This window comes from Salmonella sp. NW645 (assembly GCF_051703725.1).
Lineage (GTDB): Bacteria > Pseudomonadota > Gammaproteobacteria > Enterobacterales > Enterobacteriaceae > Salmonella > Salmonella enterica.
Genome location: NZ_JAMMKR010000011.1, coordinates 114,247 through 127,498 on the forward strand (window position 1 = coordinate 114,247; position 13,252 = coordinate 127,498).

Here is a 13,252-nt window from a genome sequence, read left to right on the forward strand (position 1 = left end):
AAACGTGAAATATTTCTTTATGGGCATTTCATTTATGGTCATCGTTTGGGCCGGTACTTTCGCCCTGATGATTTAAAAGTACAATGCAAAGAAAAACAGGAGCCATGGGGCTCCTGTTTGCTTTTCTACTCCGTGCTCGCTTCAACGGGTTTTGGATGTGACGGCAGCACGCCATCAGCGCGGAACATCGCTTTAATCCCTCTGACGGCCTGGCGAATGCGGTCGCGATTCTCTATTAATGCAAAGCGTACATGGGTGTCGCCATAATCACCAAAGCCTATCCCTGGAGAAACGCAAACCTTCGCCTCATTCAGCAGCTTCTTGGCAAACTCAAGCGATCCCATCGCCGCATATTGCTCCGGGATTTTCGCCCAGACGTACATTGAGGCTTTCGGCATTTCAACCATCCAGCCCGCCTCATGCAGCCCCTTCACCAGCACATCGCGACGACGTTTATACTGCTCGGCGATATCGCGCACGCACTGCTGATCGCCTTCCAGAGCGGCGATAGCCGCCACCTGAAGCGGGGTAAAGGTGCCATAATCGTGATAACTTTTAATGCGCGCCAGCGCGCTGACCAGGGTTTTATTGCCCACCATAAACCCAATACGCCAGCCCGCCATATTATAGCTTTTCGACAGTGTGAAAAATTCGACCGCCACGTCGCGCGCGCCAGGCACCTGCATAATGGATGGCGCTTTCCAGCCGTCGTACACGATATCGGCATACGCCAGATCGTGCACTACCAGCACATCATAACGTTTAGCCAGAGCGACCACTTTTTCAAAAAATTCCAGTTCGACGCACTGGGCCGTAGGGTTAGACGGAAAACCCAAAATCATCATTTTCGGTTTCGGATAACTTTCGCGAATAGCGCGCTCCAGCTCGTTGAAGAAATCCACCCCCTCTACCAATGGAACCGAACGCACCTGCGCCCCGGCGATAACGGCGCCATAGATATGAATCGGGTAACTGGGGTTCGGCACCAGAACCGTATCACCATGATCCAGCGTCGCCAGCATTAAATGCGCCAGTCCCTCTTTGGAACCGATGGTCACAATCGCTTCGGTTTCCGGATCGATATCGACATCATAACGTTCCTGATACCAGTGAGAAATCGCGCGGCGTAAGCGCGGTATGCCGCGAGACGTGGAATAACCGTGCGTATCCGGACGCTGCGCGACGGTGCAAAGTTTTTCGACAATGTGGGGAGGGGTTGCGCCATCAGGATTACCCATACTGAAATCAATAATATCTTCGCCGCGCCGACGCGCAGCCATTTTGAGTTCAGCGGTGATGTTAAAAACATAGGGCGGAAGGCGATCGATACGCGTAAAGCGACGTTCAGGGCGGAAGTCAGCCATAATATCCTCAGATTAACGTTAGCGCCCGGACCGTCCGAGCGACGCTGCCACGATGGTGGCTCCTTTAGAAAATAGCCTGAAAATTTTCTTCCTGTCGAGAGGCTAATGAAAATATTTTTAGCGACAAAAAAGAGGAACAAGCGTAAAAACTTACTTTTTAAGCGTGTCCGTTATAACATCAAATAAATCATATTATTAACAAATTGATATCATTGAATTTACGTAACGTGGCGCAGCCGACGATAATTTCCTGTCAATAAACCTTATCTCAAATAATCCCCTTTTGATTTTGTGGTTTTTCCTCTTTAATCAAAACCCTTACTAACGCTAATGGTATTCGATCATGTCATATTGCGGTATTTTTCAGAGACATTTCCCCGAAAATAAAGATCCTTTCCGGCAAGCTGCCGCGATAAAACCGTAAATAAGGCAGCGAACCGGGTACGTATAATAAAATAAATCCCTGTTTTCGCCTGACTAACCGCCATGACGTGATGACTCAACGCACTGGTGTTTGACCTTTCGCTCAGCAAGAGTAAAGTGAAATAATTCAGTCAGTTGAAGTATTCATGCACAGGAACGGCAATGAAAAAAACCGCGTGAGGCACGCGGTTTGAGACTGGCAAGAGAATGATTAATTGCCTGATGACGCTGCGCTTATCAGGCCTACAGATGACACACTTTTGTAGGCCGGATAAGGCATTTATGCCACCATCTGGCTTATAGAATATGACCTAATGTCTGGCGCAGATGCGCGCCGGAACCTAACAAGCCAGGATTATCATGGACAATCAGATAGACCGGAATACCGTGTACATAATCTTTAAAGCGGCCTTTATCTTCAAAGCCACCACGGAAGCCGGACGCTTTAAAAAATTCCAGGAAGCGCGGGACAATACCGCCAGCGATATAAACGCCGCCAAATGTCCCCATAGTTAACGCCAGATCGCCGCCAAATCGCCCCATGATGACGCAAAAGAGCGATAACGCGCGGCGACAATCGATACAGCTATCCGCCAGGGCGCGTTCGGTAATATCTTTCGGGCGCAGATTTTCCGGCAGACGGTTGTCGGACTTAACAATCGCCCGGTAAAGATTCACCAGCCCGGGGCCAGACAGCACGCGCTCGGCGGAAACATGGCCAATTTCGGCGCGCAATATTTCCAGAATCATAGCTTCTTCTTCGCTATTAGGCGCAAAATCGACATGCCCGCCTTCGCCCGGAAGGCTAATCCAACGCTTATCCACATGCACCAGATGCGCCACGCCCAAGCCGGTTCCCGCGCCATACACCGCAATAGGTTTGCCGTCTACCGGTTCGCCGCCGCCGAACTGAATTAAATGCTCTTTTTTTAGCATCGGGATCGCCATCGACACGGCGGTGAAATCGTTAATGATTTCCAGATGGCTAAAGCCGAGATTTTTTTTCATTTCCGCAATAGAAAAAGCCCAGGTATGGTTAGTCATCGCTACCCAGTCACCGGTAATCGGGCAGGCTATGGCGATACAACCATCTTCCACGTTGACGCTATGCTCATCGAGATAAACGCGCACCACGGCCTCAAGACTGGGATAATCCAGGCCGGAATACGTTTTGGCCTGCGAGATTTCTCCACTGGCGATATCACACAGGGCAAGACGCGCATTCGTGCCGCCTACATCTCCTACTAAAGCATACTTTGTCATTCTTCTACTGCTCCGCTAAAGTCAAAATAAGTCTTTGTCACACTGTAAATTCATGGGGGCATAACAACAACGGCCATCAGGCTGACTGCCTATAAATATAGATCTTCATCACAGAATTACTTTCTTGTTTCAGCACCAATTGCAGCAATGCCGTCGGGCAGGCTGTGCAAAATAGGTATACGACCCCGTGTAAGGAAGAGATTATGTTCCACCCGCGTGCCCGAACGATGCTGCTGCTGTCGCTCCCCGCACTGATTATTGGCGTAGCGTCAAGCCTGGTTTTAATCGCCTCGATGAAAGTCGCGTCGGTTTTTCAGCAATTTCTTTGGCAACGACTGCCCGCCAGCATCGGCATCGCTTATGATTCGCCGTTCTGGATAGTGGGTATGCTCACGCTAACCGGGATCGTGGTGGGTTTGATTATCCGTTACAGTCCCGGACACGCTGGCCCCGATCCGGCCATCGAACCGTTAATCAGTATGCCGGTCTCGCCATCTGCGCTGCCCGGGCTGCTTCTCGCCTTAATCATCGGCCTTGCTGGTGGGGTAAGTTTGGGGCCAGAGCATCCGATAATGACAATAAATATCGCGCTGGCGGCGGCTTTCGGTTCCCGCCTGTTTCCGCGTATCACGGCGTTAGACTGGACGATTCTGGCCTCAGCGGGCACCATCGGCGCGCTATTCGGCACGCCCGTCGCCGCAGCGCTGATTTTTTCGCAAACCCTTAGCGGCTCTAACGATATTCCCATGTGGGATCGCCTGTTTGCGCCGTTAATGGCGGCAGCGGCGGGGTCACTCACCACCAGCCTGTTCTTTCATCCGCATTTTTCGTTACCCATCGCCCATTACACGCAGATGCGGCTGGTGGACATTGCCAGCGGAGCGATCGTCGCGGCGATCGCCATTGCCGCCGGGATGGTCGCCGTCTGGTGCCTTCCGCGTCTGCATGAGTTGCTGCACCGCCTGAAAAATCCGGTCCTGATTCTCGGCATTGGCGGTTTTATACTGGGTATTCTGGGCGTCATTGGCGGGCCGCTTACCCTCTTTAAAGGACTGGACGAAATGCAACAAATGGCGTTTAGCCAGACGTTGGGCGCGGGAGATTATTTTACCTTAGCCGTCGTCAAACTCGCCGCGCTGGTCATCGCGGCGGCGAGCGGCTTTCGCGGCGGGCGCATTTTTCCGGCTGTGTTTATCGGCGCGGCGCTGGGGCTCATGCTCCATGCCCATGTTGAGGCCGTACCCGCGGCGATTACCGTCTCCTGCGCGATTCTTGGCTTAGTGCTGGTAGTGACACGTGACGGCTGGCTCAGTCTGTTTATGGCGGCAGTCGTCGTACCGGATACCAATCTGCTGCCGCTGCTCTGCATTGTGATGCTCCCCGCCTGGCTATTGCTGGCGGGAAAACCGTTGCTGGCCGCCAACCGTCACGAACCCTAATCCGGCGCAGCGGGGGCCATTATCCCCCGTTGCGAGCTTCAAGCGCCCGGGTCACGGTACGCAGTAATTCCGGCAGATCGGCTTTTGGCAACATCACTTCAATAAATGACAGACGTTGTGGGCGCACCAGACGTTCGAGGACCTCCGCCAGTTGGATAGCCTGCGTCACCCGCCAGCACTCCGCCTGTTGCGCCGCGTTTAGCGCCGATGGTATCTGCGTCCAGTTCCAGCTCGCGATGTCGTTATACCGCTGGGCCGCGCCGTGAATGGCGCGCTCTACGGTATAGCCGTCATTGTTGAGCAGCAGGATGACCGGCGCCTGCCCGTCGCGTAACATCGAGCCCATCTCCTGAATCGTGAGCTGCGCCGCGCCATCGCCGATAATCAGAATCACCCGCCGATCGGGACAGGCGGTTTGCGCGCCAAACGCGGCGGGCAAGGAATAGCCGATAGACCCCCACAGCGGCTGAACCACAACTTCCGCGCCGTCAGGAAGCGACAGCGCGGCAGCGCCAAAGGCGGCGGTCCCTTGGTCGACAAGGACAATATCGCCGGGTTTGAGATACTGCTGTAAAGTTTGCCAGAAGCTTTCCTGGGTCAGTTCTCCCTTATCAATCCGCACTGGCTGTCCGGCGGAACGCGTCGGCGGCGGCGCAAAAGCGCATTCCAGGCACAGTTCGCGCAGCGTAGACACCGCCTGCGCCATCGGGAGGTTGAACCAGGTTTCGCCGATGCGCGACGCGTAAGGCTGAATCTCCAGCGTGCGTTCCGCCGGCAATTGTTGGGTAAATCCGGCCGTAAGGGTATCGACAAAACGGGTGCCGACGCAGATAACCCTATCGGCGTCCTCTATGGCCTGACGCACTTCTTTGCTGCTGGCGCCAGCGCTATAGGTGCCAACGAAGTTCGGGTGCTGCTCATCAAAAAGCCCCTTCCCCATCAGTAGTGTCGCATGAGCGATGGGCGTTTCCGCCATCCAGCGCTGCAACAGTGGTCGTAAACCAAAACGCCCGGCAAGAAAGTCGGCCAATAGCGCAATGCGCCGACTGTTCATCAGGCACTGACGGGCGTGGTAACGAAAAGCCGTCTCCACACCGCTTTGCGCTTCATGCACGGGCAACGCCAGCGCCTCCGTAGGCGGGATGGCCGTTTTTTTCGCCACGTCGGCGGGCAACATGATGTATCCTGGCCTGCGTGCGGCAAGCATTTCACCCAATACACGGTCAATCTCGAAACAGGCGTTCTGTTCATCCAATATTGAGCTGGCAACAGATATCGCCTGACTCATGCGATAAAAATGACGAAAATCGCCGTCACCGAGGGTATGGTGCATCAATTCGCCACGCTGCTGCGCAGCGCTACAGGGCGCGCCGACGATATGCAAGACCGGGACATATTCCGCGTAACTGCCCGCGATACCGTTAATAGCGCTAAGTTCTCCCACGCCAAAGGTGGTGAGTAGCGCTCCAGCGCCCGACATGCGCGCATAACCGTCCGCGGCATAAGCGGCGTTCAGCTCATTAGCGCATCCCACCCAACGCAAGGTCGGGTGGTCAATCACATGGTCAAGAAACTGCAAGTTATAATCGCCCGGTACGCCAAAAAGATGGCCAATGCCGCATCCTGCCAGTCTGTCCAGCAAATAGTCGGCCACGGTATAGGGGTTTTGCATGACAGCTTTCCTTCTGACGTTGACATTATGTTGAGTATTAAGGAATGGCGATGGCTGTCCAGCACGACGGGGATGAAAGCCTGGAAAACAATGTTTACAGCGGCGAACAGTAAAATCCGGATACCGCCTGGCGAGTGTAACCGTATACACTATTTATTCACGCCACAGGGGGAAAGGTCATGATTTATCAGCCCGATGAAAATCGTTATCACACAATGGAGTATCGTCGCTGCGGGCGCAGCGGCGTCAAACTTCCCGCCATTTCGCTGGGGTTATGGCACAACTTCGGCGATGCGACACGGGTAGAAAATAGCCGGGCGCTGCTGCAACGCGCGTTCGATCTGGGCATTACCCACTTTGATCTCGCCAATAATTATGGGCCGCCGCCGGGCTCCGCAGAATGCAATTTTGGCCGCATTCTGCAGGAAGATTTTTTACCGTGGCGTGATGAATTGATCATCTCCACCAAAGCGGGCTACACCATGTGGGATGGCCCTTATGGCGACTGGGGTTCACGGAAATACCTTATCGCCAGCCTCGATCAAAGCCTGAAACGTATGGGGCTGGAGTATGTCGACATCTTTTATCACCATCGTCCCGATCCCGAAACGCCGCTTAAAGAGACGATGAAAGCGTTAGATCACCTTGTGCGCCAGGGCAAAGCGTTGTACGTGGGGATCTCTAACTATCCTGCCGATCTGGCCAGACAAGCTATCGATATTCTGGAGGATCTCGGCACGCCTTGCCTGATTCATCAGCCTAAATATTCGCTTTTTGAGCGTTGGGTAGAGGACGGGCTGCTGGCGCTGTTGCAGGAAAAAGGCGTCGGTAGTATTGCCTTCTCGCCGCTGGCGGGCGGGCAGCTCACTGACCGTTATCTGAATGGCATTCCGGAAGATTCCCGCGCGGCGAGCGGAAGCCGTTTCCTTAAACCAGAACAGATTACCGCCGACAAACTGGAAAAAGTTCGCCAGTTGAATGAACTGGCTGCGCGACGGGGCCAAAAATTGTCTCAGATGGCGCTCGCCTGGGTGCTGCGTAACGATAACGTTACCTCGGTACTGATTGGCGCCAGCAAACCGTCGCAAATCGAAGACGCCGTGGGAATGCTGGCCAATCGCCGTTTTTCAGCGGCGGAATGTGCAGAAATTGACGCTATTCTGGAGGGCCGGTTTTAGCAAAAAATGCTCTCCTTCATGATTTAAGAGTTAAGGCGATGAAACAAATCTTTACTGCTTTGTAATATTGCATTAACAGGCCGGCGACGGCTCGATCGTGAAGGAGAGAAAGTATGTTCAGGTCACTGATTCTGGCGGCAGCCTTGCTGGCTTTTACACCGCTTGCCGCGAATGCGGGCGAAATCACCCTGTTGCCCTCAATTAAATTACAGATTGGCGATCGCGATGATTACGGTAACTACTGGGACGGTGGTCGCTGGCGCGACCGTGATTACTGGCACAACCATTATGAATGGCGTAAAAATCGCTGGTGGCGTCATGACAACGGCTATCATCGCGGCTGGGATAAGCGTAAAGCGTATGAACGCGGTTATCGGGAAGGCTGGCGCGATCGCGACGATCATCGTGGGCGAGGCCGGGGTCACAAACATCATCACTAAGCCTCCTGCTGAATAATAGCCCGATGACGCCCACGCATCGGGCCTGCTATCTTTCTGTCTTTATGACAATCCCATTACCGTTCCAACCAGCAACCAGATATTCAGGGCGACGACCAGCACGACAATTATCCAGCCAATCTGTTTTACCCGCCGCGTGTTCACCAGCTCGCCCATTAGCGTAGCGTTACTGGTGAAAATCAGGAGCGGCACCAGCGCCAGCGCAATACCAAAACTCAGCAGCACCTGGCTCATCACCAGAATTCGGGTAGGGTCCAGCCCCATCAAAATCACAATAAATGAGGGCAGCATGGTAATGGTGCGCCGTACCCACAGCGGAATGTGAAAACGGACAAACCCTTGCATCACCACCTGCCCCGCCAGAGTCCCTACCACGGTGGAGGAAAGCCCTGCCGCTACCAGACTAAGACCAAACACCGTTGCCGCCGCATGGCTTAGTAACGGTTCCAGCGTCAGGTATGCCTGATCGAGGTCGGCGATGCCAGTGTGGCCGCTAAAATGAAACGCCGCCGCGGAGGTCGCCATCATTGCCAGATTGACAAAACCGGCAATCGTCATGGCAATAGCGACATCCCATTTTGTTGCTGAGTACCGTTGTTGCCGCGTTCCGTCGTGCAGATGCTGCGTTAATGACGAGTGCAGATAAATCACGTGCGGCATAATCGTCGCGCCAAGCACGCCGGCGGCTAAGAATACGGCTTCCGGGTTCGGTAGCGCCGGGATAACCATTCCTTTTCCGAGCTGCGCCATATCAGGCTGAGAGAAAAACAGCTCCACAATGTAAGCAGCGGCGACAAAAAGCAGTAAACCGCCGATGACTTTTTCAAGCGGTTTTTGACCGCGGCGTTGTAACATTAAAATCAGAAACGTCGCGATACCGGTCAATACCGCGCCCTGTAATAAAGAGACGCCCAGGATCAGCTTAAAACCTATTGCCGCGCCGATAAATTCAGCTAAATCGGTGGCCATCGCGATGATTTCCGCCTGTACCCAGTAAAACCAGACTACCGGGCGCGGATAATGGTCGCGAATTTGCTCCGCCAGGTTTTTGCCCGTGGCGATTCCGAGTTTTGCCGAAAGGATTTGAATCAGCATCGCCATCAGGTTCGCCCAGACCACCACCCAGAGTAGCTGGTAGCCAAAGCTGGCGCCGGCCTGAATATTGGTCGCGAAGTTACCGGGATCGATATAACCAATCGCGGCAATGAACGCAGGTCCCATTAATGCGAGCCTTAGCTTGCGCGCCGCCCGTCCGCTGCTATTCTCTACGCGATTGTCAGTCATCTTTTGCCTCAAAAACATAGCCTTTGCTATGTTTTATGCTATGTTCATTGATAATGATTATCAAGTGCATTTCAATGGGTACGGGTGATTACTTTGATAGTGTGAAACGATAGACCGATACGATGGCGACCTGTATCAGAACAGTTTGGCTTAACATTACAAGATTAGCACACTGATATAACTTTTCATTTTCATATTCAGTACAGTAAAAGTGTATTACAGATCACTAATTTTGAATCTCGTCACAGGTCCTTATTATAGTGTGTGTTGGATCTCGTTTTCTTTACGGCTGTTGCATAGAATGTGCACGAAAATTAAACCTGCCTCATATTTGGAGCAAATATGGACCGCGTCCTTCATTTTGTCCTGGCGCTTGCCGTTGTTGCGGTACTCGCACTGCTGGTTAGCAGCGACCGTAAAAAAATTCGCATTCGTTACGTCATTCAGTTACTTGTTATCGAAGTATTACTGGCCTGGTTCTTCCTGAACTCGGATGTTGGCCTTGGCTTCGTAAAAGGTTTCTCCGAGATGTTTGAAAAACTGCTCGGATTTGCCAACGAAGGGACAAACTTCGTCTTCGGCAGTATGAACGATCAAGGTTTGGCGTTCTTCTTCCTGAAAGTATTGTGCCCGATCGTCTTTATTTCCGCGTTGATCGGTATTCTTCAGCATATCCGTGTTCTGCCAGTGGTCATCCGCGCTATTGGTTTCCTGCTGTCCAAAGTAAACGGTATGGGCAAACTGGAATCTTTTAACGCCGTCAGCTCGCTGATCCTCGGCCAGTCTGAGAACTTTATCGCTTATAAAGATATCCTCGGCAAAATGTCCCGTAACCGCATGTACACCATGGCTGCAACGGCGATGTCGACCGTTTCCATGTCTATTGTGGGCGCGTATATGACCATGCTGGACCCTAAATATGTGGTCGCAGCGCTGGTTCTGAACATGTTCAGCACCTTTATCGTACTGTCGCTGATCAACCCCTATACCGTTGATGCCAGCGAAGAAAATATTCAGATGTCGAACCTGCATGAAGGCCAAAGTTTCTTCGAAATGCTGGGCGAGTACATTCTGGCAGGTTTTAAAGTGGCGATTATCGTCGCGGCGATGCTGATCGGCTTCATCGCGCTGATCGCGGCGCTGAACGCGCTGTTCGCAACGGTTACCGGTTGGTTCGGTTACAGCATCTCCTTCCAGGGCATTCTGGGTTACATCTTCTACCCGGTCGCATGGGTAATGGGCGTACCGTCCAGTGAAGCGCTGCAGGTAGGAAGTATCATGGCGACCAAACTGGTTTCCAACGAATTCGTGGCGATGATGGATCTGCAGAAAATCGCCTCTACCCTCTCTCCACGCGCTGAAGGCATTATCTCCGTCTTCCTGGTGTCCTTCGCGAACTTCTCTTCCATCGGTATTATTGCGGGCGCGATTAAAGGCCTGAACGAAGAGCAAGGCAACGTGGTTTCCCGTTTTGGTCTGAAGCTGGTGTACGGTTCTACGCTGGTGAGCGTACTGTCCGCCTCTATCGCGGCGCTGGTACTGTAAGTCTGCGTTTAATGTAGAAACCGGGGAGCTATCCCCGGTTTTTTTATGCCGCTTATTTACCTAACGGGCGCGGGCGGCCAATCAGATATCCCTGCAAACTGTGTACGCCAAGCTGCAATAGCAGATCGCGCTGCGCAGGCGTTTCAACAAACTCAGCCACGACGCTCAACGATTTCGCTTTCGCTAAATCAGTGATGGATTTCACGATCATCGCATCCAGGGAGTCCGTCAGAATATCTTTTACGAAACAACCGTCGATTTTAATGATGTCCGCCTTGAGGCGTTTTAGCCGTTCATAGTTTGCATAACCAGTACCGAAATCATCAATGGCGATTTTTAGGCCAAACTTACGCAGCTGGTTGATATTGTGCATACTGATTTCGGAATGAGAGAAGGCCTGTTCTTCAGTAATTTCGATGATGACCGAAGCTGGCGGGACGCCATAGCGTTTAAAAAGCTGCATAATGCGCGACGCCGTCTCTTTTTGCAGCAGCGTCAGCGGCATCAAATTAACCGAGAAACGCGCCCCCTGCTCCGCCGAAGGATGCGCGGACAACCATTGCAGGAGCGCTTCCATCACCTGCATATCAAACCGTACACTCAGGTTAAACTGGGCGATAAGCGGAATGAACTGATTGGGCATCATGATACCGTCGTCGCACCGAAGCCGCGTCAGAATCTCGTCATACCCTTTTCCCTGCGCGTCGCGAATGGGTTGCGCATACAAAACCAGCGCACCACGCTCCAGCGCCTGACGGATTTTCTGCAACCGCAGCACCCGTTCCGTCGTCTGCCCGGAAGCGGCTTCAATACTCTGGGTCAGTGCAAGCACCCGACGATGCGAACAAGATTGCTCCGCCAGCCAGCTTAACTGCCCCAACAGCGGTTGCAAGGTTTCCTGGCGACCATCGAATGTTCCCCACGATGCGCCGTATTCCATGTCCAGACCGGTATTGTTCCAGTAAATTTTGCGGTTATTAAGCACATTGAGCATATATTGCAGGCGGGCTTCCGTCTCCGGTCCCGTCAATACCAGCAATAACTCACTGCCCGGCAGATGGAAAATTTTCTCCTTTTCCAGCAGCAGCGGCTGCAACACGCGAAACACCTCGCGTTCGCAATGCACGCGCATCTGCATACCGTAATGACGGCTCAGAAATTCCAAGTTTTCCATGCGTAAATAACACACGCTTTGCCCGGCATCCTGTAAAAGAAACTGCTCCAGCGCACGCAGGTTAGGCAGCTGCGTCAACGGATCGGTCAACGCCTGCGAGTGCCATTGTCGATTCAACCATTCGCTACGCTGATTAATCCGCGCCATGTACAACAAACAAATACTAAAAGAAATGAGAACTGAAAGGATAAATGCCAGCGAATATTCTGAGCCCACGCCCTGCAGAAAATTGCGGTTATAGCTAAGCAGGAATAGCGCAGTGAGAGCCCAACTAAAATTCAATAGCGGATAGCTGATTTTCCCCACGCCGATGGTAAATCCAATGAACAGGACTGGCACCAGATAGCCAGCAATATACTTTGTCTCGAAAGGCGTACACAGCACCGCTAATAGCGTCGCCAGAGTGGCAAACCAGAGAAGCGTAAACAGGCGTTTTTCTTTGGCGAGATAAGGAGCGATATCCCTCCGCCAGAAAATACGAATATAGTGCGGGCTGACTATCATCCGCAGCGGATAATAGAAAAAGAGGGTAAAAATAAGCGCGGCAGAAATCAGACTCAATAAATCAACAATCGAGAAAATAGCGGTGCCGGTGCCAAAGAAGGTAGAGATGGTCACCGGGAAAGCCAGGTAGTGCCCCGCCAGATGCATACTGATTTTTATGCCAAACGGCGTCATTAACCCTAACCAGAAAACGCGTAGCCAGATGCCTTGGTTGGGTATTCCGTAGCGCCAGCGCGCGCCCAGCTGCCAGCGTACGATAGCGCAAACCAGCAACACGGGAAACGTCTGGCAAAATAGCAGCACCATCGCCTGTGGCAGAGGTAAATGAAAATTCCATTCATTAGTCAACATCATTCCGCCTACCATCGGCGCGACGCCACGGCGGCCAAATAAGAACAGCACGGAAAACATGACGCAGAGCGGTAGCCAGGCCAGAAAGATATAGCTGGAATCAATTGTGGCGCGGGGAGAAATGAGACGAGATAGCAGAATAGCCGGAACGGTCAGGCAGAAAGCCAGTAAAAATATTTTTATATTTTTTAATACGTTACACTTATCCGGCATTGCTTTAATGCTCACATCATTATATAAGGCGCATGAATAATAAGTATATTCGCATTATGAAGCAATCTAACAAAAGCTCATATTGACCGCAAAAGCAGCGGCAAACAAACGCACCTGAAGAACAGATCAGACGCCATGAATTTCGTGACAAAAAGCAAAAACCCCCGCTTTTCAGCGAGGGTTTGAATATTGGTGGAGCTAAGCGGGATCGAACCGCTGACCTCTTGCATGCCATGCAAGCGCTCTCCCAGCTGAGCTATAGCCCCATAGTGCTTTTACGTATACGCCAAATTTATCGGGAGTAAATTTGGTGGAGCTAAGCGGGATCGAACCGCTGACCTCTTGCATGCCATGCAAGCGCTCTCCCAGCTGAGCTATAGCCCC

At 52.4% G+C, this 13,252-nt stretch carries 11 protein-coding genes and 2 tRNA genes; 5 read left to right on the plus strand and 8 right to left on the minus strand.

Features of this window, described 5'->3' with window-relative positions:
* Window positions 1-4 precede the first annotated feature (4 nt).
* A complete protein-coding gene (gene ypdK, locus NA389_RS20155) occupies window positions 5-76 on the plus strand; it encodes a membrane protein YpdK (protein WP_010723117.1) in 72 nt (23 codons plus the stop codon).
* Between the two features lie 49 nt (window positions 77-125).
* Here ypdK and alaC read toward each other — a convergent pair whose 3' ends face one another.
* The gene (gene alaC, locus NA389_RS20160) at window positions 126-1,364 is read right to left on the minus strand and encodes an alanine transaminase (RefSeq protein WP_000763118.1); all 1,239 of its coding nucleotides are present in this window, start codon (window positions 1,362-1,364) and stop codon (window positions 126-128) included.
* Between the two features lie 720 nt (window positions 1,365-2,084).
* Window positions 2,085-3,050, minus strand: coding sequence for a glucokinase (gene glk / locus NA389_RS20165; protein ID WP_000170372.1), 966 nt, complete (start codon window positions 3,048-3,050; stop codon window positions 2,085-2,087).
* Between the two features lie 203 nt (window positions 3,051-3,253).
* Here glk and NA389_RS20170 point away from each other — a divergent pair, with 203 nt between their 5' ends.
* Entirely contained in the window at window positions 3,254-4,489 is a 1,236-nt protein-coding gene (locus tag NA389_RS20170) for an ion channel protein (protein WP_000468932.1), read from the plus strand.
* Window positions 4,490-4,508: 19 nt separating this feature from the next.
* On the opposite strand, the gene NA389_RS20175 is transcribed toward NA389_RS20170, so the two are convergent.
* Window positions 4,509-6,161, minus strand: a complete 1,653-nt coding sequence (locus NA389_RS20175; protein ID WP_001180872.1) for an alpha-keto acid decarboxylase family protein — start codon at window positions 6,159-6,161, stop codon at window positions 4,509-4,511.
* Between the two features lie 179 nt (window positions 6,162-6,340).
* On the opposite strand from NA389_RS20175, the gene mgrA reads away from it, so the two are divergent.
* Together mgrA and ypeC are read left to right on the plus strand one after the other, a co-directional pair.
* Window positions 6,341-7,339, plus strand: coding sequence for an L-glyceraldehyde 3-phosphate reductase (mgrA, locus tag NA389_RS20180; RefSeq protein ID WP_000640283.1), 999 nt, complete (start codon window positions 6,341-6,343; stop codon window positions 7,337-7,339).
* 113 nt (window positions 7,340-7,452) lie between these two features.
* Window positions 7,453-7,779 (plus strand): DUF2502 domain-containing protein YpeC, encoded by a 327-nt coding sequence (ypeC, locus tag NA389_RS20185; RefSeq protein ID WP_000490091.1) that lies wholly within the window; start codon window positions 7,453-7,455, stop codon window positions 7,777-7,779.
* Window positions 7,780-7,839: 60 nt separating this feature from the next.
* On the opposite strand, the gene NA389_RS20190 is transcribed toward ypeC, so the two are convergent.
* Both NA389_RS20190 and NA389_RS20195 read right to left on the minus strand, forming a co-directional pair.
* The gene (locus tag NA389_RS20190) at window positions 7,840-9,081 is read right to left on the minus strand and encodes an Nramp family divalent metal transporter (RefSeq protein ID WP_071645630.1); all 1,242 of its coding nucleotides are present in this window, start codon (window positions 9,079-9,081) and stop codon (window positions 7,840-7,842) included.
* Window positions 9,074-9,151 (minus strand): hypothetical protein, encoded by a 78-nt coding sequence (locus NA389_RS20195; RefSeq protein ID WP_419185909.1) that lies wholly within the window; start codon window positions 9,149-9,151, stop codon window positions 9,074-9,076. The genes NA389_RS20190 and NA389_RS20195 overlap by 8 nt, the downstream gene beginning before the upstream one ends.
* A 272-nt stretch (window positions 9,152-9,423) precedes the next feature.
* Here NA389_RS20195 and nupC point away from each other — a divergent pair, with 272 nt between their 5' ends.
* A complete protein-coding gene (gene nupC / locus NA389_RS20200; RefSeq protein ID WP_000376343.1) occupies window positions 9,424-10,626 on the plus strand; it encodes a nucleoside permease NupC in 1,203 nt (400 codons plus the stop codon).
* Between the two features lie 52 nt (window positions 10,627-10,678).
* On the opposite strand, the gene NA389_RS20205 is transcribed toward nupC, so the two are convergent.
* The 3 genes from NA389_RS20205 to NA389_RS20215 all read right to left on the minus strand — a co-directional run bounded on the left by NA389_RS20205 (window position 10,679) and on the right by NA389_RS20215 (window position 13,252).
* The gene (locus tag NA389_RS20205) at window positions 10,679-12,868 is read right to left on the minus strand and encodes an EAL domain-containing protein (RefSeq protein WP_001112936.1); all 2,190 of its coding nucleotides are present in this window, start codon (window positions 12,866-12,868) and stop codon (window positions 10,679-10,681) included.
* A 190-nt stretch (window positions 12,869-13,058) separates the two neighbouring features.
* A tRNA-Ala gene (locus tag NA389_RS20210) sits at window positions 13,059-13,134 on the minus strand.
* 42 nt (window positions 13,135-13,176) lie between these two features.
* Window positions 13,177-13,252: transfer RNA gene (locus tag NA389_RS20215), tRNA-Ala, on the minus strand.